At 56.8% G+C, this 20406-nt stretch carries 16 protein-coding genes and 2 pseudogenes; 9 read left to right on the top strand and 9 right to left on the bottom strand.

Annotation, left to right across the window (positions count from 1 at the left end):
* Positions 1-49: 49 nt before the first annotated feature.
* Both HRQ87_RS11380 and HRQ87_RS11375 read left to right on the top strand, forming a co-directional pair.
* Positions 50-790 (top strand): RND family efflux transporter, encoded by a 741-nt coding sequence (locus HRQ87_RS11380; protein WP_174138402.1) that lies wholly within the window; start codon positions 50-52, stop codon positions 788-790.
* Positions 787-2151, top strand: coding sequence for a TolC family protein (locus HRQ87_RS11375; RefSeq protein ID WP_174138400.1), 1365 nt, complete (start codon positions 787-789; stop codon positions 2149-2151). Before HRQ87_RS11380 ends, HRQ87_RS11375 begins: the two co-directional genes overlap by 4 nt.
* Positions 2152-2546: 395 nt before the next feature.
* On the opposite strand, the gene HRQ87_RS11370 is transcribed toward HRQ87_RS11375, so the two are convergent.
* From HRQ87_RS11370 to HRQ87_RS11360, 3 genes are read right to left on the bottom strand one after another with little or no spacing between them, the layout of a single operon-like run.
* Positions 2547-2954 (bottom strand): hypothetical protein, encoded by a 408-nt coding sequence (locus HRQ87_RS11370; RefSeq protein WP_174138399.1) that lies wholly within the window; start codon positions 2952-2954, stop codon positions 2547-2549.
* Positions 2936-4090 carry an alpha/beta hydrolase family protein gene (locus HRQ87_RS11365; RefSeq protein ID WP_174138397.1) on the bottom strand — a complete coding sequence of 385 codons (1155 nt, stop codon included), beginning with the start codon at positions 4088-4090 and terminating at the stop codon, positions 2936-2938. The genes HRQ87_RS11370 and HRQ87_RS11365 overlap by 19 nt, the downstream gene beginning before the upstream one ends.
* Before the next feature lie 29 nt (positions 4091-4119).
* The gene (locus HRQ87_RS11360; protein WP_174138395.1) at positions 4120-5343 is read right to left on the bottom strand and encodes a helix-turn-helix domain-containing protein; all 1224 of its coding nucleotides are present in this window, start codon (positions 5341-5343) and stop codon (positions 4120-4122) included.
* A gap of 146 nt (positions 5344-5489) precedes the next feature.
* Here HRQ87_RS11360 and HRQ87_RS11355 point away from each other — a divergent pair, with 146 nt between their 5' ends.
* Positions 5490-5768 (top strand): hypothetical protein, encoded by a 279-nt coding sequence (locus HRQ87_RS11355; RefSeq protein ID WP_174138393.1) that lies wholly within the window; start codon positions 5490-5492, stop codon positions 5766-5768.
* A gap of 146 nt (positions 5769-5914) precedes the next feature.
* Here HRQ87_RS11355 and HRQ87_RS11350 read toward each other — a convergent pair whose 3' ends face one another.
* The 5 genes from HRQ87_RS11350 to HRQ87_RS11330 form a co-directional block, all read right to left on the bottom strand.
* Positions 5915-7033 carry a Gfo/Idh/MocA family protein gene (locus tag HRQ87_RS11350; RefSeq protein ID WP_174138391.1) on the bottom strand — a complete coding sequence of 373 codons (1119 nt, stop codon included), beginning with the start codon at positions 7031-7033 and terminating at the stop codon, positions 5915-5917.
* The gene (locus HRQ87_RS11345) at positions 7030-8091 is read right to left on the bottom strand and encodes a sugar phosphate isomerase/epimerase family protein (RefSeq protein WP_174138389.1); all 1062 of its coding nucleotides are present in this window, start codon (positions 8089-8091) and stop codon (positions 7030-7032) included. The genes HRQ87_RS11350 and HRQ87_RS11345 overlap by 4 nt, the downstream gene beginning before the upstream one ends.
* Before the next feature lie 76 nt (positions 8092-8167).
* Positions 8168-9106: a substrate-binding domain-containing protein gene (locus tag HRQ87_RS11340; protein ID WP_174138387.1), complete on the bottom strand. Its 939-nt coding sequence runs from the start codon at positions 9104-9106 to the stop codon at positions 8168-8170.
* Positions 9107-9136: 30 nt separating this feature from the next.
* Positions 9137-10141 (bottom strand): ABC transporter permease, encoded by a 1005-nt coding sequence (locus HRQ87_RS11335; RefSeq protein WP_174138385.1) that lies wholly within the window; start codon positions 10139-10141, stop codon positions 9137-9139.
* Positions 10142-10151: 10 nt separating this feature from the next.
* Positions 10152-11666, bottom strand: a complete 1515-nt coding sequence (locus tag HRQ87_RS11330) for a sugar ABC transporter ATP-binding protein (protein WP_174138383.1) — start codon at positions 11664-11666, stop codon at positions 10152-10154.
* Positions 11667-11794: 128 nt separating this feature from the next.
* On the opposite strand from HRQ87_RS11330, the gene HRQ87_RS11325 reads away from it, so the two are divergent.
* From HRQ87_RS11325 to HRQ87_RS11310, 4 genes are all read left to right on the top strand, one after another.
* Positions 11795-12832, top strand: a complete 1038-nt coding sequence (locus tag HRQ87_RS11325; RefSeq protein ID WP_174138381.1) for a LacI family DNA-binding transcriptional regulator — start codon at positions 11795-11797, stop codon at positions 12830-12832.
* Positions 12833-13321: 489 nt separating this feature from the next.
* On the top strand, positions 13322-13882 hold the full coding sequence (locus tag HRQ87_RS11320; RefSeq protein ID WP_174138379.1) for a heme oxygenase-like domain-containing protein: 561 nt from the start codon (positions 13322-13324) through the stop codon (positions 13880-13882).
* Positions 13879-16458 (top strand): HWE histidine kinase domain-containing protein, encoded by a 2580-nt coding sequence (locus HRQ87_RS11315; protein WP_174138377.1) that lies wholly within the window; start codon positions 13879-13881, stop codon positions 16456-16458. The genes HRQ87_RS11320 and HRQ87_RS11315 overlap by 4 nt, the downstream gene beginning before the upstream one ends.
* 639 nt (positions 16459-17097) lie before the next feature.
* Positions 17098-18903, top strand: a complete 1806-nt coding sequence (locus tag HRQ87_RS11310; protein ID WP_174138375.1) for a purple acid phosphatase family protein — start codon at positions 17098-17100, stop codon at positions 18901-18903.
* 168 nt (positions 18904-19071) lie between these two features.
* Here the strand turns inward: HRQ87_RS11310 and HRQ87_RS11305 are convergent, their stop codons facing one another.
* Complete coding sequence (locus HRQ87_RS11305; RefSeq protein ID WP_174138374.1) at positions 19072-19314, bottom strand: hypothetical protein; 243 nt, start codon at positions 19312-19314, stop codon at positions 19072-19074.
* Positions 19315-19458: 144 nt separating this feature from the next.
* Between HRQ87_RS11305 and HRQ87_RS11300 the strand changes: the two are divergent.
* Positions 19459-19916: pseudogene (locus HRQ87_RS11300) on the top strand (DUF4158 domain-containing protein); the annotation flags it as partial.
* Positions 19915-20148: pseudogene (locus HRQ87_RS20640) on the top strand (Tn3 family transposase); the annotation flags it as partial. The pseudogenes HRQ87_RS11300 and HRQ87_RS20640, both read left to right, overlap by 2 nt.
* Between the last annotated feature and the right edge of the window lie 258 nt (positions 20149-20406).

Raw genomic sequence — 20406 nt, 5'->3', positions numbered from 1 at the left:
GCCTTGGTTGGCCGTAGCGAACGGCACAGTGGATGTTGAGGGTGGGCTAATGCGGCTCGCGGCGCGGCGTGAGGGGTTGATCGCCGAAGTTATGGTGACCGAAGGCATACGGGTTCAGGCCAATCAGCCCTTGGCCAGGATTGACGACACGGCCGCCAGGCTTCAACTCGGTATTGCGCGCGATGAGCTTCGTCAGACCGAGCTTTCATCTGAACTTGCCTCTCTCCGCGCCGAACAGGCTCAGGCAGAAGCTGCGCGTCTGGCGCCGCTCGCCGACGCTGATGCAATTCCCGCGCGGCAGGCTGATGAAGCACTTCGGGCTGCGGACGTGGCCGCGCTGGAGGCGCGTAGCGCGGTCCTTGCTATCGAGCTGGCCCGGCAGCGGGTGGCACAGCAAGAGCAAGAGGTTGAGGCCCATGTCATTCGCGCGCCGATTGCGGGGTTGATCCTTCGCAGCTCGGCTCGGGTCGGCGATGGGACAAGCACATCGACGATCACCGAGATGTTCCTTCTCGCCCCCGATGCACCGCGCGTTGTGCGCGCCGATCTTGACGAGCAGTTCGTGGGCCTTGTCGAGCCAGGCCAGCGGGCTGAAATCCTGCTTGAGCGGGGTAGCGGGGAGAGCTTGGCGGGCGAAGTCCTTCGTGTCGCAGCTGTCTTTGGCACGCCCGGCCAAACGGCGGGCACTGACGCCCGGACGATCCAGATCGTCGTGCGGATAGACGAAGACCCGGGGGTTACCAATCGGCTGATCCTGGGTCAGCGAATGATCGTGCGCGTGCTGCGATGAGGATTGCCGCCCTCCTGCTGTCGGTTGCACTGTCTGGGTGCGCCTTGCCGCCAGATCTGGACGGGCGGCCCACCGATGCTGTGCGTGCCGCCGATCTGGCTGTATCCGAGGCATCCGTCTGGTCGCTGGACTTTGGCGATGCGGGTCTGCGCCGCATGCTGACGGAAGCCGATATTGGCGGTCTTGACGTCGCCGCGGCACGCGCACGAGCTCGCGCTGCCGACCTCGCCTTGGCTCAAGCCCGCGCCTCGACAGGGCTTCGGCTTGGAGGGTCGAGCCGTATCACTGCCGGAACGGAGACACAGTTTGGCCCAGATAATGGCGGCGAAACCGAGACACGCCGCAATATCGGCATTGAGCTTACGGCCGAATACGAGCCTGACCTGACCGGACGTTTGGACGCGGCCTTGGCGGCGGCGCGGCTGGAGTGGCAAGCGGAGGGGCTTGACCTGTTCGCGGCGCGACGGACCCTTGCAAAAGCCGTCACGGAAGCCTGGATTGCCCTTGCCGAGGCCCGAACCCAAGCTACACGCGCAGCCGAACAGGTGCGCCTGACGGAAGCAGTGATCCCGGCACTTCGCGCCCGGGCAGAAGGCGGTGAAAGCACCGGCGCTGATCTTGCGTCCCGTCTTCAGGACGTAACCCAGGCCCGAGTTACCGCAGCCGAAGCGACCGGTCGTGTCGCCTTGGCAGAGGCCCGACTGCGCGCCCTTGGGGTGCAGACGATACCGGGGCGCATACCACTGCGTGATCTTCGCCGTCCTGCGATCGCCGCGCGGACAGACCTTAGTCGCGTGGCGAACCGCCCCGACGTTTGCGCGGCTTGGTTACGCTTCCGCGCTGCCGATGCAGAGCGTGCCGCAGTCCTCCGCGACACACGGCCCCGCCTCGTCGTAACCGGATCGCTGGCCTCGACCTCCCGAACGTTGGCAGGGCTTTTGGCAGGAAATGCAGCCGTACTGGCCAGCACCGTTCGCCTCGAAGGCACACTTCTTGACGACGGCACGGCCCGGCGACAAGTCGACAGGGCGCGCCTTGGTGTCGCGTCGGCTGAGATTGCTTGGCTCCGGGCACGCATGACCGCCGAAATCACCGCATTGGAAGCCAGCGTTGATCTTCAGGCCGCAGAAGCTCGGCTGACGGCCCGCCTCGCGTCCTACCGCCTCCTTGCCGCCGACCTCGATCGGGTACGGGCAAGACGAAACGCCGGACTTGACGGTGACCTTGAACTGGCCGAGAGCCGATTGGCCCTTGCCAATGCTCAGACAGACATCGATGCGGCTCGCGCCACAGCCTTCCGTGCGGCAGTCGAGCGCCATGATGCAATGGGATCGGACGCGAGCGATCAGAACTGCCCCTAGCATCGAAGACAGATGCTGCCGCTGCCATATCTAGAGATCAGCTTCAAAACGCTACAGACCAAGTCATGCTGTTGCTCATTCGATTTTTTTGCGTGACAATTGGTTACACTGACGACTGCCATGGCAGGTACCAAATGAATGCCACCATGAGTCCAGCGCAATCTTTGTTTGCAATGGTTTTATTGCGCTGTAATTGGCTTTGGGGTTCATGTTCGCATTTAGTTGCGGACAGCTGCTGGCGCGCAGGAAAATACCGTGCGCAGAACTGAACTGCGTTGGCGATAATCCCGTATATCTCTGACATTGCGCCTGAGGAAAACGGGGGTCGTACGTGCTGCGGGCCGCTTGTCGTATGGCGGCCAGCAACTTTGATTGTGAGCGGTGCGCGTGTTAGATCAGGCGCAGCCTTTTTGAGCGAATACACGGTTAAGTCTGTTGAGTTCGCTTTGCGCCGCAGCGCCCGATATGTCGCCGATCAGCGCTTCGACGCCGCCTTCGATTTCCTCGGCTCTGGTGTCGGCAATTATAACATCAATTGCACCAACGGCACTATCAATGGCAGCCTCATCGCGTGCCTGTGTCATTTTTCCAATTTCCATCGCGAGTTCGGTGCAGCTCATGCTGGTCAGAGGCTTTTCGGGTGTGGTGCAACCACTGAGCGTAAGGGCGACGACCGCTATGGCGCTTGTGGTAGTCTTCGTGATAATCATTTTGGCTTTTCTTTCTGAATGGGCGACCGTCAGAGACGAGATCGCATAGCTGATTGATTGGGTGTCAGTCAGGCCTACAGCGCGCTGATCCACGTGCTGATCCGGTTCAGGACATCAATTGATATGGTGGTTTCGATGTCGGAATATTCGGATGGCAAACCTGTTTGCGACGGCTGGAACAGGTGATTTGCCCCTGCGATCACTTGCACTTCGGACCCGGGGTGCCGAAGGGACGCGCGCATTGCCGGGGCTTCCTCTTTCGCGGAGACTTGCAAGTCTTTTTCACCGAGCAGAGCGAGGACCGGATTTGACAGCGACCGCAATTCCGCCCTTGAATCGTAGTTTGCGTGGCTCACGCCCCAGCGGGTCGCGAATTGATCGAGAACCTCCCGCCGATCACGACGGCCCATGCCCTGTGACGTCAGATAATTGTCCAGGTCATCGCGTATCTCAGACAGCGGCGCTTGCTGTTTCAGAATTGACGATCCTGCGTGAAACTGCGTCACAGCGGCGTCGATTGTGGCTTCATCAGCCCCCTGCGCCCGCATGAGATCAGCTGATTGTGTTGCAATCACATCGGGAAAGAGCGGACGTGCAGCACCGGCGAGAAATACCATAAAGGCAGGGTCGGTTTGCCGCGCGGCGACCGGCGCAATATAAGCGCCTTCGGAATGGCCGATATAGCCAATAGCTGCATTATCAATCTCTGGGCGGCTTTGCAGATAGCGATAGGCACCCGCAGCATCATCGGCAAAGTCGTACAAGTTCGCCGTCTCAAAAGTCCCGGTGCTTTCGGCAAAGCCACGATCATCATAGCGCAAAACGGCAAAACCCGCGCGGGTCAGATGGTCAGACAGGACCAGAAACGGCCTGTGTCCCGCGAGTGCTTCATCCCGGTCTTGTGGACCAGAGCCTGAGATCAACACAATGGCCTGAAAGGGCCCGCCTGTTTGCGGCATGGTCAGTTCACCTGCCAACGTGACGCCCGGTCCGCCAGCAAAGCGGACCTCTTCGATTTTGTAACGCCGATCAACCGGGTCCTGCGGCCGTGCGGAAAGGTCTGTGATCCCGGTGCATGCGGACAACAACACTGCGACGCTCAGCATAAGTTTCCCGGTGTTGGAAGTACGCTGCTTGATTGATGGATCGCGCGATAATCGGCTGTGTGAGGGTGTGGGTGCTGGCGTCAAACGACGCCATAGTGCCTTGATGGGGTGGCGGGAAGTCATTCTTCGTCTCCTGATCGGTCATGATGAGATCAGGTTTCGCGCACCTTTTGGCTTGCGTCGTCCATCCCCTCACGGACAGACAGTGATTTTCGATAACCGGTCGGCGTTTGACCGGTGACGCGCTTAAAGGCGTTGTAAAAGGACGACCGTGCGTTGAAGCCGACATCATAGGTGATCGCCAAGACGGTATCGTCGGTCGTGGACAGCAGCTTCATCGCTTCGATGACACGGTGCCGGTTGACGAAATCAAAGAAGCTTTCACCGATCACGTCGTTCAGTGTCTGCGAGATATAGTTCGGCGATGCCCCGATATGGCGCGCCAGCGCCCAAAGCGACAGGTTTGGGTCACGGTGCAGGTGGTCAACCTCCATCGCGGCCTGCACCTTGCGGGCAAGGCGGGCAGAAGCCTCTGCGCTGAGGGCGGATTTGCCGTATTTCGGGGTCGCTGTCTCCGTCTGACCGTCCGTGTCGTTTTCAGCCGGTTGCTCATCCTCGGTTTTGGGAACCAATGGCGGACGCTGGCGCAACCCCCAGAGCGTCGTCGCCGCAAAAAGGGCAAGTCCTGCGAGGCTCAGTATCGCCGTTGGTACGATGGTCCACTCGGGATCAATCGAAATAGCGAGGAACACTGATTGAGCCACCCAGAAAAGTAAACCCAGCGCTCCGATCACGTAGATCCAGCGAAGCTCGTGCGCTTCGGTGCTGGCATAGATGTCACGCAGCCTGCGTTTGTACTGCAATAAGCGGCGCATGATTAAAAACAGATAAACCGCCAACTGAGGGTAGAGCGCCAGCTGCAAAAGGCCGATCCACGTGGCAAGCACCAGCAACCAACCGGACAATGGCACGTCAGTATCTGAAAGAAGAACCGCTATCGTGTCGCTGGGCCCGAGGATCCAAAGGATACCGGCGACAGCGCCAAGTGCGGGCAGCACAATATGCCGGTACGGCTGTTTTGGGCGACGTTGCGCATGGGATGTCAGCGTAAAGACATATGCCCAAAGAGATGGGGCAAGACATAAGGCACTGCACAACCAAATTGCGAAGATGACACCTTGCAAAAAGCCCGGCTGCGTCAGGTCGATCATACGGCCGAATGAATCGGGGATGTTGTTCAGTGCCACAACGCCGAGGAACGTTGCAAAGCTGAGATTTAGGCAACGGTATGCGGTCTGCATCAAACAGAACGCAATGCCTAACACCGCAATCGCAATAGTTGCCGTACTGATCAATTCAACGATGATTTCGTTCATGCCGCAAACTGTCCCAAGGGGCCTTGGAAAGCCAGATCAAAAATGCTCCGGGCACCAATGATCTGTCCGTCCCTGTAAATACGGACGATCCGATGCTTGGACATTGGCAGTCAGATGACATTCACATCTCAAGCAAGGATAGAACGATGCGTAAACAAATGTTGTCGGTGGTGTTGGTTATAATGGCCAGTGCCGCGTCTGCCGAAGGGCAATGGACAGTCGGGGGCGCAGGCGTAGCTGCGACCGGGATCTATGTTGGCGAAGAAGATACAGCCAGCTTCGCACCTGTCATCAGCTATGACACCGAAAGGTTCCATATCGGTTTGGACGGGCTGTCATATCAGGTGTTTGACTACGGCTTGGGTCAGGTTGACGTCGCACTAGGGTATGGGTCTGGTTGTTTATCGGCGAAACGGTCACGCTGAACACATTGACTGGAGGCGCAGTTTTGCTTGCGGCCATCGCTGGAAACGCTCTGTCAGGCAAGCGACGCAAACCGATGCCGCGTAGTCCCGCACCAAGAACGATTGAGGATTGGCGCAAATGAGCTATCGGAAAATCCAGCGATTCATCAATCCAGAGACACCCATTTCCCGCCTGTAGACGACGATGCGACACAGGCGCTGATAAATGCCATTCCCTCGAGTCCGGCATTGAGCCCCGGGACGAGTTCTGCCGCTTCGTTTTCGCCCCGCAAGGCGCGGGCGATTTCCGCATACAGCGTTGCGAATGCTTCGAGGTAGCCTTCCGGGTGGCCCGCCGGGATGCGCGTGGCCAGGTCGCTCGTTCCGGCGCCCGCACGGGTCAGCCAGCGCGCGGGGGCATTGAGCGATGTCAGTTTCATGCGGTTTGGGTCTTCCTGCGACCATTCCAGTCCCGCCTCGTCCCCGTAGATGCGCAGCCTCAGTCCGTTTTCGCAGCCCACGGCAACCTGGCTGGCCCAGATCATGCCGCGTGCACCGCTGTCGAAGCGCAGCGTGATATGGGCGTTGTCATCTAGCTTGCGCCCCGAGACGAAACTTTGCAGGTCGGCCGACAGGTGCGCTGGTACCTCACCCGTCACGAAGCTGAGTAGGTTGAGCGCGTGCGTGCCTATATCACCAATGGCCCCGCCGGCCCCGGATTTGTCGGGGTCGGTGCGCCACGCCGCCTGTTTTTGCCCCTCGCCTTCCAGCGGCTGCGCCAGCCACCCTTGCGCATATTCGGCCTGAATGACGCGGATTTTGCCGAGATCACCACGCGCGACCATGGCGCGGGCTTCACGGATCAACGGGTAGCCGGTGTAATTGTGGGTCAGAAAAAATGGTGTTCCCGTATCGCGCACCGTTTGCGCCAGCGCATGCGCTTGATCCATCGTGGCCGTCAAAGGCTTGTCACAGATAACCGGAATTCCAGCCTCCAGAAAAGCGATGGCTGCTGGTGCGTGCATATGGTTCGGGGTGACGATGGCGACAGCATCTATCCGGTCGGGATGTGCGGCCTCTTGCGCCGCCATGTCCGTGAAACTGCCATAGCTACGATCGAGATCAATGCCCAGTTCCGCCGCAGATGCGTGCGCGCGAACTGCGTCCGATGAAAATGCTCCGGCCACGAGTTGCCAATGGCCATCAAGTCGCGCCGCCATGCGGTGTACGCCGCCAATGAAGGCACCCTGCCCGCCGCCAACCATGCCAAGTTTCAGCGGTCTCATGGCTCAAGCCCCAGCATTTTTCTGTTGCGCGCGGTATCGGTCGCGGCCCCGGCAAAATCGTCAAACGCCTTATCTGTCACGTCGATGATGTGGCGCGCTATGAAAGGTGCGCCTTCGGCTGCACCCTGCTCCGGCGATTTCAGGCAGCATTCCCATTCGAGAACGGCCCATCTGTCATAGCCATATTGCGCCAGCTTTGCGAAGATACCGCCAAAATCTACCTGCCCGTCACCAAGCGACCGGAAACGACCGGCGCGGTCCGTCCAACCTGCATAGCCAGAATAAACGCCCTGCCGACCCGTAGCGTTAAACTCAGCGTCCTTGACGTGAAAAGCGCGAATGCGGTCGTTATAGAGATCGATAAACTGGAGATAGTCGAGCTGTTGCAGCAAAAAATGTGACGGGTCGTAGTTGATCGCGGCGCGACGATGCCCGCCCAGTCCATCTAGAAAACGTTCCCATGTCGCGCCGTCGAATACATCTTCGCCGGGGTGAATCTCATAGGCGATATCAACACCATGATCGTCGTAGATATCAAGGATCGGGCGCCACCGTTTTACCAATTCACCGAACGCGTCTTCGATCAGGCCCGCGGGACGTTGCGGCCATGGATAGAGATAAGGAAAGGCCAGTGAACCGGTGAAACTGACCGATACATCGAGGCCAAGATTGCCGGACGCCTTTGCAGCGAGCGTCATTTGTTCGACGGCCCAGGCCTGCCGCGCGGCTGGTTTGCCGTGCACCGCCGCAGGTGCGAAAGCGTCGAAAGCAAGGTCATAGGCGGGGTGTACAGCGACAAGCTGACCTTGCAAGTGGGTGGAAAGCTCTGTGATCTCAACGCCAGCATCAGCACAGGTCCCCTTAACCTCGTCACAATATGCCTGGCTGTCCGCTGCCAGTTTCAGGTCGAACAGGCGGCTATCGAATGTCGGAATCTGCACACCCTTGTAGCCAAGGCGCGCAGCCCATTGTGTAATCGCCTCAAGGCTATGGAACGGCGCCTCGTCACCAGCGAATTGCGCCAGAAACAGACCGGGGCCTTTCATGGTAGCAGCCATGGTGTTTCCCTCTTGCAGAAGTACTGATGTCCGGGGCACAAATCCTGGGCGCCCCGGACTGGGAGGACGCCTTACATCAGTAAGGCGAATTCGGGAAGTAGAACGCGGCAGCATTGTCCGCCGTGATCAGCGGCGAGGCCAGATTGAAGGTCCCTTCCACCGGCCCGTTAGACATGAAACGTGCAACCGTCAGATCAATCGCCGTGGCGATCATCGACGGCGGGTAAAGCACCGTTGCCGGGATTGCCGTATCGCCTTCGGCCACACCTTTGATCACCGCAGAGGCGCCACCGCCACCGACAAGGAACATTTCATCTTCGCGCCCGGCTTCACGGATCGCTTCCAGCGCACCAAGGGCCATGTCGTCGTCAGCTGCCCAGACCGCATCGATCTCTGGAAAGCGAACAAGATAGTCCTGCATGACTTCGAACGCGTCGTCGCGCGACCAGTTGGCATGTTCGGCAGCCATCAGTTCGATGCCCGAGCCGGCGATCGCCTCTTCAAAGCCCTGCATGCGCTGATCATCGATGACCGTCGGGATACCGCGCATGGCCACGACCTTGCCCGCACCGTCAAGCGCGTCGATCATGTATTCGCCGGCCGACCGGCCAAAACCCACATTATCGCCCGCGACATAGATGTTTTGGATCGATGGGTCCGCCAGACCGCGGTCGACCACAGTGATAAAGGCACCACTTTCCGCGACCTGTGCGACCGGGTCGGTCAGCGGGTCGGATTCGAATGGCAGGATCACCAGCGCGTCGATATTCTGAACCGCGACAAGATCTTCGAGCGCGTTGGCCTGCTCAGTGGCTGAACTGGCGGTCGTGATGACGATATCGAGGCCTTCATGCGCGGCTTCGAGCCGGCGTTCGGCCTCTGTCGCGTGCCAATTCAGGCCGCCGGCCCAGCCGTGGGTTGCGGCGGGGATCGATACGCCGATGGTGATATCCTCTGCCATTGCGGCGGTTGATGTGATCGCAATGGCGGCCACTGTAGTAAACAAGCGTGTCATTAGGTTTCCTCCCGTTTTATTTGCTTGAAGTCAGGATTTGCGGCGCAGCCCGCGTTGCAAAAACACGGCTGCGATGATGATGACGCCTTGGACAGCGCCGTTGAGGTAGTTTGAGATCAGATCGGTGAGGTTGAGGATGTTACCGATCAGGGTAAGGATCAGCGCACCTGCGATGGTGCCACCGATGCGGCCATATCCGCCCTTCAAAAGCGTGCCGCCGATGATCACGGCCGCAATCGCCTCAAGCTCCCACAGAACCCCAGTGGTGGCAGACGCTGACCCCAGACGCGGAACATAGACGATTGTGGCAAGGGCAACGCACGCCCCTTGGATCATGAAGGCATAGACCTTGATACGGTCGGTATTGATGGCCGAATAGCGGGCGACATCCTCGTTCGCGCCGACCGACTGTACGTGGCGTCCGAAAGCGGTGTTGTTCAGCACTATCCAGCCAAGGATCGCCGCCAGCGCAAAAAACAGGACTGGGATCGGTAGGCCAAAAATGTCACCGTAGTAGACGGGCCGGTAGAGCGCCCGCACCTCGCGGTCGAGGCTGAGCGTGCCACCATCGGCGAGGTAAGTCACAAGGCTGCGGTAGATGCCCATAGTGCCAAGCGTCACGATAAAGGCCTCGATCCCGCCGCGGGTGATCAGGATCCCGTTGAGCCAGCCCGCCGCACTGCCGATTAGCGCCCCTGCCATGATGCCGACAGCAACGATCAGCCAGATCATGTCGGTCATGCCGAGCATCCAGTTCATCAGCATGATCATGACACCCGCCGTGAAAGCCGCCATGGACCCGACGCTCAGGTCGATGCCGCCGGATGAGATCACGAAGGTCGCGCCGATGGCGATGATCCCAATGAAGGCGGATCGTGTCAGAATGTTCAGCAGGTTGCCCGACGACAGGAAGTTTTCGTTCAACAGGCTACCGATGATCAACAGGACAACCAGCGCCGTCAGAGGGCCTAGCAATTTCCAATCAAGTCCTGCCAGCAAGCCCGGCTTGGTCTGTCGTGCGGTTGTATCTGTCATAGGCGTTCCTTCACGCTGCGCGTTCGGACACAAGGCCCGAGGCGTAGCGCATGATTGTTTCTTCGTTGATGTCTTCACCGGACAAACTGCCAGTGACCATGCCGTTGTGCATGACGACGACACGGTGGCTCAGCCCGATGATCTCGGGTAGTTCGGACGACAGGACGATTACGCCCCGCCCTTCGGCTGCCAGATCAGCGATGAAACCGTAGATCTGCGCCTTTGCACCCACATCGATGCCGCGTGTCGGTTCGTCGATGATGATGACCTGCGGATTTGCTTCGAGGATTTTGGCCAGTAGTAACTTCTGCTGGTTTCCACCGGACAGGCTGCCCGCCGTCATTTTCGGCGATCCCGCCCGCAGATCGACCGCCTGCGTTGCTGCGTCATATGCCGCGCGCTCTGCCTTCCGGTCTAGGAACGGTGTCGCGAACTTGTCGAGCGCGAACAAAGAAAAGTTCCAGACAAGATCGTTGCCCAGCAAAAGCCCCTTGCCCTTGCGGTCTTTGGTCAGATAGGCGATACGGCTGGCTTTTGACTTTGCGACGCTATCAAACGTGCAAGCATCGCCGTTCAGCCGCAATGTCCCGCTTTCTATGGCATGAAGACCAATGATAGCTTCCATGAGCGCCGTCCGCCCTGCGCCCTGAAGCCCAGCAAAACCTAGAACTTCGCCGCGCCTGAGGTCGAAACTTGCGCGACGTACGCCCGGTGCAGAGACTTCTTTGACCTCCAGCAGGGTTTCTGCCGACGGCGCCGATATATTGGGGTAGAAATCCGATAATTCGCGACCCACCATCATCCGCGCCATATCGTCGGGGCTGATACCTTCGGCGGATACCGTCGTCACATGGTTGCCATCGCGCAGCACGGTGATCCGGTCTGCGATGGCTTCGACTTCATCAAGCTTGTGAGAGATGAAGACGATACCGACGCCTTCCGCCTTAAGACGCGCAACCAGCGCGAAAAGCGAAGCGGTTTCGGCCTTTGTTAGCACCGCTGTCGGTTCATCAAGGAACAGGACCCGCGCTTTGCGCGACATCGCCTTCGCAATTTCGACCATCTGTTTGTCGGCGACCGGCAGGCTGGCGACCTGTGCCGTCACGGGGGCCGCGCAATTTAACTGATCAAGCAGCATACGCGCCTCGATACGCATCGCTGCCTTGTCAAGAAACAGACCCTTGCGCCGCTCTCGCCCAAGAAAGATGTTTTCCTCAACGGTGCGAAGCTCGGCGAGATTAAACTCCTGATGGATCAGCACGATCCCCGCATTCTCCGCATCTGCGACGGTGGCAAAGGCAACGGACTTATCGTCCAAGGCAACCATTCCTTCACTAGGTTGCACGAGGCCGGAAAGGATCTTGACCAATGTCGACTTGCCTGCGCCGTTTTCCCCCAACAGCGCATGCACTTCCCCAGCACGGACCTCAAAATCGACACCGTGCAAAACCTCTACTGGCCCGTAGGATTTGCGCAGGCCCGTTCCGCTTAGCAAGACGGTGGGATGCGTCGTTTTCGGCGCCATGTTTCCTCCCCAAAGAAGCAATGTAATCCTTTACATAGGAATGTAATGCTTTACATTTCTAACTGTAAAGAAGAATAATTGCTCGGTGAAATAGAACGAACTAAGCCGTTGGCACAAAAGGGAATTGAATGAACAAGCGCGCCACGATCGGAGATGTTGCCAAACTTGCCGGGGTATCGACTGCCACTGTCAGCAGGGTCATTCACACACCAGACCTTGTCACTGATTCTACACGCAAAGCCGTCTACAGCGCGATCAGCCAAACGAACTACACGCTCAATCTTGCAGCGCGAAATCTTCGCCAACAGCGGTCAAATGCGATCGTTGTCCTAGTTCCGGATATCGGCAACACCTTCTTCTCGGAAATCCTCGCGGGGATCGAACGCGTTGCTTCTTCAGCGGGTCAGACAATCCTGATCGGTCACACTGCCCACGACCATATGCGCGAGGAGAAATACCTCAACAACCTCCTCAATAGCCAAGCCGACGGCGCGCTTCTGCTGAACGGTCACTTGCCGGCTTCTGTGGCGACCAAGATCGGTGAAACACCGGGGCGTCGCCTTCCCATTGTCTCGGTTTCGGAAGCCCTCGCCGACCAGATCGTGCCGCATGTGGGAATAGACAATGACCGCGCAGCAGCCTTGGTCACGCAATATCTGCTCGATCACGGACATCGTCGTATCGTCCACCTGCGGGGCCCAGTAAGCAACATTCTGACGTGTCAACGTGCCAAAGGCTTCGCGCGTACCATGAAAGCGGCTGGCCTTCAGGTTTCGCCAGACATGTTTCTCGATGGCGATTTCACGATCGAAAGCGGCATTGCGGCAGCCTCGGTCTTGATCGCAGCGGGATCGATGCCAGACGCGGTACTCTGTGCAAACGATGAAATGGCCATTGGGCTGATGTCACGTCTGGCAGAACACGGCATTCATGTCCCCCAAGATGTATCAGTCGTCGGATTTGATGACATTGCTTTCTCCAGAACGGCTCAGCCCGCACTTACGACAATCCATCAACCACGCGCAGAAATCGGCGAGCGCGCAACGCGGATATTGCTTGAGTTGATTGCAGGTGACAATGACGCAAGCAATATGATCACGACTCTGCCGGTTGAGCTTGTCGAGCGGGCGAGTGTCGCACTAAATCGTGGGTTCACAGCAACGTAGCCCACGAGCCTAGTGATTAATTCTAATCTCAGTCCTTGCTGAGCGAGCAAGTGTGTAACGGTGTTTGGTTATCAGTACGAGCTACTACCGTGACCGCCCTGCCCTGTAGCTAACCTCGTTTTACTGAGTAACGATAATCAAGAGATATCGTTATAATGCATTTCGTATTTAGGAACAGACATTCGAACAAACTGCAGGGACGATCCGGAACGAGCCTTTTTTGAATGATGCTGCAAACTGCACCGACGTCAGCTTTGCAGATTGCTCAGGTGATACTTTTAGCACAGAGCAACTTCAGCCAACATTAATCAGCGGAAATCCATCCTCTCGGTACGGATGTAACGCCTGCGGATGGCTCAAAGACTGTTAATGAATAAATGTATGGGATATGTATGTCATAGATTAATGACAAAGATGCTGCGCTGTGAGACATCCACACCAAATAATAACAATTACCCAAATCGGTCTTCGCTTTTGGGGCATGGGACCATGATGGAAATGGATTTTCGACACGTGATTCGGGAGCAAACACGCACGGATCATGATCTTCTGGATCGAATGATCACGACGCTCGACATTGCGCAATTGGATGATTTCAGAGTGTTTTTGCAAATACACCATTGCTGCTTTGTTGTGATGCGGTCACGATCGTTGGATCAGGGGCTTTCTACGTCGGTACTGTCTGACATGATCGACGGGCTTACCGCAGATCTTGAGATTGTATCTGGGAACCGACATGCGGTTGACCTACCGGCGCCATCTGCGCTCGACCCCTTATCCATCGATTATATGGTGGCGGGATCCCGGCTTGGTTCAAAAATCCTGCGCAAACGATGGGGCGCATCGACGGATCCCTGCGTCCAACGCGCAAACACATATTTTAGTCAAGCCATCGATCCGAAACTGTGGCCCGAAACATGTCGTGCGCTTTCAGCTATGCCACCTGGCAGCGCACGTGCTGATGGCATCGTAGAAGACACAAGAATACAATTCCAACTTTTCGCGGCGGCGTTCGCCAAGATAGTTACAGTTGAGGGTGCGCTCGCATGACCGAAGAACAAAACTACATCACATCAGACGAAGCGGTTGATCTTACCAATTGTGACCGGGAACCAATCCATTTGCTGGGCGGTGTGCAGGGGTATGGATGTCTGATTGCAACGTCTTCTGATTTCATGGTTAATCATGTCTCAGAAAATGTGCAGGATATCCTCCAGGTCTCGCCAGACGACGCAGTCGGTGGACGGTTGATGGACTTGCTGCCTGAGAAGACAGTTCACGATCTACGTACAAAACTGCAACTATTGAATGTAGAGACCAGTTCGTCCCGGCTGTTTGGATACGACGTTCTGGGCGACGGCAAGTTGTTCGACGTGTCGGTGCATATGTTGGATCAAACGTATGTCTTCGAATTTGAACCCAAGATTGACATCGAAAGTCGCGACGAAATGAGTTTGGTTCAGCCTTTGATCGCGCGGGTAAGACGTGCCAATGACATCAAAGCCGCTTGTGATCAGGCCGCGATGGCTGTTCAGGTCATGTCCGGTTTTGACCGTGTGATGGTCTACCAATTCGACGAAGACGGTACCGGTGAGGTCATCGCGGAAAAGCGTAAGTCGAGTATGGTGCCCTTTCTTGGGCTTCGCTATCCTGCCAGTGACATCCCGAAGCAAGCACGCGCGTTGTATATGCGCAGCACGCTGCGGCTTATTGCTGATGTCGACGGGGCGGTATCGCCGATTACCCCGCCCACGAATGTGCAGGGCATCCCAATGGACCTGTCGTTGTCTGTAATGCGCGCCGTGTCGCCCATCCATCTGGAATATCTACGGAATATGGGCGTGGCAGCCTCTATGTCAGTCTCGATCATCAAAGATGGAAAGCTTTGGGGTTTGTTCGCCTGCCACCACGAAGCGCCTCACCACGTCGATTTTGAGCGGCGCACTGCAATCGAGCTGTTCGCGCAGTTCTTCTCGTATGAGCTGGTTCAGAAAATCGACATAGCATCGCGCGTTCAGAGCAGCGAAACGCGGCAGATGCATGACAATCTGATGATCCAACTCTCCGGTGGGACAAATCTTATCAATGGGTTTGAGATGATCGCGGACGAATTGCGTGGCCTCATCGCAAACGATGGTGTCGCGGTTTACTCAGATGGGCGCTATGCATCTATTGGGGACGCACCTGACGAGGTGGAATTCAAGAAACTCGCACGATTCCTGAACACTGCTCCGACAGGTCAGGTCTTTGCGACGCACAGGCTTGCGGCGCTGTACCCGGAGGCTGCGGATTTCTCTGCTGATATTGCGGGTGTCCTTGCTGTTCCGATTTCTCGTACGCCACGGGACTATATCGTGTTTTTCCGGCGCGAGGTCGCCAAATCGGTTAAATGGGCGGGTGACCCGAACAAACCGGTCGAAGTCGGCCCAAACGGGACACGCCTGACACCTCGCAAAAGTTTCGATGCGTGGTCGGAAATGGTCAGGAACACGTCGACCCGTTGGACCGACAGTGAGGTTCAAATAGGCGAGTCGTTGCGGGTGTCACTGATCGAGATCGTGCTGAAACTGACTGATAACGCGAATGAAACCCGCCAGAAAGCCGCTGACAAGCAAGAACTTTTGATCGCCGAGCTTAACCACCGTGTCCGCAATATTCTCAATCTGATCCAAGGCTTGGTCTCTCAAAGCCGGGCTGGCGCGCAAGACGTCGCAACTTACACCAAAGTGCTGGACGGACGCGTGCAGGCGTTGGCGCGCGCGCATGATCAACTCACACGGCAGGAGTGGTCACCCAGTTCATTAAGACAGCTGATTGAGGTCGAAGTGAACGCCTTTCTGACGGATGCGAAGGATCGCGTGTCGATCACAGGCGATGCGCCCATGCTCAGGCCTGATGCGTTCTCAACGATGGCATTAGTGATCCACGAAATGGTGACAAACGCCGCTAAATACGGCGCGCTGACGGACCGTTCTGGAAGAATTTCAATTGATCTTCGTATTCAGGATGACGGGGCGTTGCAGATCGAATGGCGCGAAATTGGTGGCCCACCGGTAAAGGCGCCATCCCGTCAGGGATTTGGAACGACAATCATTGAAAAAACGATACCTTACGAACTCAAGGGTACGGTCAAAACGCGTTATCTTATGACCGGATTTGAAGCAGACATCATGATCCCATCTACTGCCATTTCTGATATCCAAGAGATTGTTGCAGACGACAGCCTGAGTATCGTGGACAACAAAGAAAGCCGATCATTAAACCTGAGCGGCGACGTCCTGGTGGTTGAGGACAATATGGTGATCGCGCTGGATGCCTCCGATATTCTCAAAGACAACGGAGCGGACAATGTTCACATGTCCAGCTCTGTCGCCGATGCGCTGGCTGTTCTTAAGGCTAACACAATCACCTTCGCGCTTCTTGATGTAAATTTGGGTGACCAGACGTCCCTTCCTGTCGCGCAGGTTTTGGCGGACCGCAACATCCCTTTTGTGCTCGCGACTGGCTATGGTGACACCGAAAGTATAACGGCCAGCTATCCACCTGCGATCATCGCTAAAAAACCTTTCACTGCCGAAAGTCTTGTCAAAGCGATGAGTTCTGCTTTCTCACGTCCAGATGATTAGAACCAGCTTCCGCCGACTAACCTGGATCACAATCTTCCGGAAAGTCGGTAAGTAGCTTGTTCTGAACAGATCGACGCTCATCATCTGGCTTCGAAAAGCGGCCATTGGCGCAGTCGCAGCGAATGCACTCTTTGTCGGCGTCTTAACAGTTCATGCTTCATGCAACGAACGGTAGTGTTTCTTGAACCGGTCGTTCGTAAAGATCGCGGTGCAGGTGCCGGAAGAGCCCAGATTCACCGATGCTGCGCGGTGCATGAATGGCAGCTATAACAGTTTGTGCTGCACAGGCAGCATGGGATTTCGTACAAGTCTGAACCTGCCGTATGAGCGTTCTGAAACCCAAAAGGAATGCCGTTTGACGGGGCGAGACATTTTGGTCGAGTCCACATGGGCGCAGTTGGTTGGAACGATATCCATAATCAGGCACCGCCAATTACCGAGGTTTAGCTGCTCCAATCAGGCACCGCCAATTACCGAGGTTTAGCTGCTCCAAAAATTTGCGCCGGCCATGTTGGCTCGCAGTCGTCGGATGGGCGTCTGCAAATCATCGATTAGATCGCGTCGTGCCCTAATGTCCATGTCATAAATCTGTCGTAAAATAATCCTAGCTATGATCACGTCAAACTCTGGAGCTTTTCAATGAAATCTGTTCGCCAATCCTTCTTCTTAGCGATCAGTTTTGCGGCTTGGACTGCCGCAGTTATGGCGAGCGCGGACCCGATCGCTGACACAACAGACGCGATTAAGAACCGCTTCCTGCAAACCCTCGCGCCAGAGCAGATCATCGATGCCGAGTCAGGCGATTTCGAAGCCCTCCTCACCGAGGACGAGCGCGCCCTCTTTGCCACCGGCTATATCATCTTCACGGCGCAGGAACCTGTCACCGTTTACATTTTTCGCGACACCCGCCTCGATGAAGTGAACGAACCCTTCTGGCTACAAGACCAAGGCTTCGACCGCACCAATTTCTCGGCCGAGGCCTACCAGCGCAACTTTGACGTTTGGCGCCGCGACTACCCGGCTGGAGAGGTCGGGCTCGGCATCCACGCCCTCCGCGTGGTCCGCGAACACTACTTCATCGGCGTTACCCCTCAGGGCCAGATCGCACCGGCTCAGATCACTAACCTCGTCCCCGACACCCTCAACACCGGCACACTGGAACTGGGGGCGCTGACCTATGTCGACCGCTCCGTCACGCTGGATGCTGTCTCGCCGGAACTCGAAGGCATGACGCTTATTCGCACCCCATCCGACCGGCGCTCCGCCGCTGCGATCTACGGCGCGTTCCATGAAACAGACCACCCGGCGACCAACCGCCCCGATCAAATTTTCCTGACGATCGCTGAAAACCCGCGCGAACAGATGGCCGTCAACTGGCGCACCAGTACTTCCGTCACGGACCAATCCGTCGCCCTCTGGCTGGCAGAGGACTATAACGCCCCGAGCCGGCCCGACCCGCAGATTTTCCCCGCCAACACCGCCGTCGTGGAAAGCCGGCGTGTTGTCAACCAGACAGCAGTCCACCGCCACAGCGTACTCCTCGATGATCTGGAACGCGGCACTGAATATACCTACGCCGTCGGCTCTGACCAAACCGGCTGGTCCTCCGCTGCGACGTTCGAGACAGCGCGCAGCGGCGAACACCCCATGTCGTTTGCCTATATCGGCGACGTCCAGGAAGGCTTCGACCGGTTCGAAAGCGTCATGGACACACTCATGCGGATGCGTCCCGATATCGACCTTCTAATCTTCGGTGGAGACCTAGTGAGCCGCGGCAACGATGCCGATCAATGGGACGATTTTTTCGCCGCCCTCGGCGATGCGGGCCGGTCGATCCCCCTTGCACCGATCGCGGGCAATCACGAATACCTGCCCGATGACGATCCTGCCTATTACCGCGCCACATTCCGCCTGCCCGAAAACGGGCCCGAAAGGATCCCCGCAGAGCTCGCCTACCACTTCGAATTCGGTGGCAACACTTTCATCATGCTTGACAGCAATGCTTGGAACGGCGAACAGCGCGACTGGCTGCCAACGGCCCTTGAAGACGCTGCCGACGATTTCTCCTTTGTGTTCACCCACCATGCCGCCTACACGTCGCGCCCGGGCCGCTATTATGGCCACATCACCGAAAACTGGATGCCCACCTGGGAACAGAACGACGTCATCTCGATGGTCTTCCAGGGCCACGACCACGGTTATATGCGCACTCATCCGATGCTGGGCGGCGAGGTCTCGACGGTCGATGACGGCGGCATCTACTATGTCGTCTCCAGCGCGGGAGAGAAGTTCTACGAGATCGACAGCCACGACTATATCGAGCTGTCCGTGAAAGAGCGGCAGATGTTCCAGATCATCGACGTCATGCGCGACGACGACCGTATGATCTACCGCGCCTACGACGTCGACGGGATAGAGCACGACCGCATTGAAATCGAAGACTGAATTCCGGCCGCGTTATCTGCCCTGCGCAGTCAGTGCATGAGTGCCGACACCACAAAGAAGGCGAAGGAACAAATACCAGCTTCCGAACCCAATCGAAACGCTTGGAGCTTTCCACAATAAAGAGACCCGACATTTCTGGTTATCTTTTTTCGCCTTCGCACTTAATAGTTAAAAGCCGCGCCTGTAACCCCTTTTTGGCCCCAGAAATGGCATAACTGCGGCTAGGTATAAGCCTGAGCAAATAATCAGCGGCACGAGAAAAGCCAACGCAAACAGCACTGAGGTTTCGCTATCGTCATCCACATAGAAAATTAGAGCAGCAACCAAGACAAAAAGTAGAGCTGCACACGCCGCCAAGCCCACGCCCCAGTGTAGGATTTCAATCGTACGGCCTTGCTTGGTCGTATTCATCTTGGATTGGTTCCATCCAGTTCGTCATAAAGTTGAAAAACTCATCAAACTAGATGCGAGGTCCGACTATATCTGATCCTCAGCAACGCCTGCGGCGATCAGTGCATCGCGCTGGATATCCAACGACTGTGAACCATCTGCCTTGGGCGATTGTTGTCACAGGGGGAAAAGATGCCCCGAGTCACTCACAAGGTTTTTGGTTGCTCAGCTTGGACTGAATCCCGACGATCTGATCGATTATGCCCATCGGACAGAAACGAGGCGTGCGCATCTTATCGAGCTTCGGTCGATCTATGGCTACCGGATGTTCTCGGGGCGGGGCGCGCGTGATCTTAAGGTCTGGCTTGAAAACGAGGCAGAGACTGGTCATTCAAACAAGGAGTCGGCGCAGAAATTTGTCGAACAATGTCACCGCACCCAGACGATCCTGCCGGGTGTCTCGTTTGTGGAGCGGCTGTGTGCAGACGCTCTTGTCGCGGCAGAGCGCCGCATATAAAGCCGGATCGCAGGTCAGCTCAGCAATAAAGAAAGAGACCGGCTGGATGGTCTTTTGAAAGAAATGGTCGGTGGTATCATCAGTAGGGTTCGTTTGGCTTCGGCAACCTTGGTTTAAACAATATGGCCGAAGCGACCAACACACGTGACTTCTTTCAGCCATCACGTATGTCTCGCTGCCACATTGAAAGCGGTGTCATAAATCGGGCGCTCGCAACTGTGATCACAGCAAAATCACACTTGCCAATGACGATACATTGGGGTGGCGGCGTCACCGCGTCTAGCGATGGCCAGTTCTTTCCCGCCGCGCGACATGGTGAAACCATTAATCTCATCAACGTATCCTGCACTCAGCCGGAATCTACCCCTCTTTCCCCTTTTGCGGCGCAGATGCGAGCCTGAGAGTGCGATCATCCTACCGTTTGAAAAACTGCGATTGACCGATACTGATCTAGAAACGCTGTATGTTTGCATGTGTGAGTGGCATGGACTGGATCGCCTGAAGGAGCCATGCGATGCTTAACGACCTGCTTGATTAGAGAATTCCAACATACAGAAAAAAATCGCCGCACATCCAAGCTGGGATGGCGGCGAAAG

Source organism: Parasulfitobacter algicola (genome assembly GCF_013315265.1).
GTDB classification, from domain to species: Bacteria; Pseudomonadota; Alphaproteobacteria; order Rhodobacterales; family Rhodobacteraceae; genus Parasulfitobacter; species Parasulfitobacter algicola.
The sequence above is the reverse complement of the archived record's forward strand: the minus strand, read 5'-3'. Positions and strand labels throughout refer to the sequence as shown.